The organism is Bradyrhizobium uaiense (genome assembly GCF_010811875.1).
Classification (GTDB): Bacteria; Pseudomonadota; Alphaproteobacteria; order Rhizobiales; family Xanthobacteraceae; genus Bradyrhizobium; species Bradyrhizobium uaiense.
On the sequence record NZ_VKHP01000871.1, the window covers coordinates 1 to 246 of the forward strand.

General features: G+C 63.8%; 1 protein-coding gene. It reads right to left on the reverse strand.

Features of this window, described 5'->3' with window-relative positions; genetic code table 11:
* The coding region (locus tag FNJ47_RS47885) for a hypothetical protein (protein WP_163163708.1) at positions 1–246 on the reverse strand (246 nt) is incomplete at both ends.

Sequence of the window (246 nt, forward strand, 5' to 3'; positions counted from 1 at the left end):
GCGGATCACGTTGCGGCAGGTGATGACCCCGGCGCGCAGCTCGCCGAGCACGCGCACGCTCGGCAACCAGTTGGTCGTGATGTCGACCGTGCTGGAATTGATCGCCCGCATGTTCCATACGGCGAGCTGCGCGCCGGGGTCATCACCTACCGCAACGTGATCCGCGAACACATGCTCTCGGAAACGCTCGAGGAGAAGCTGGCCGCGGAAAAGACGCTCGCCAGTGTCGTCGAGATGAACACCAAG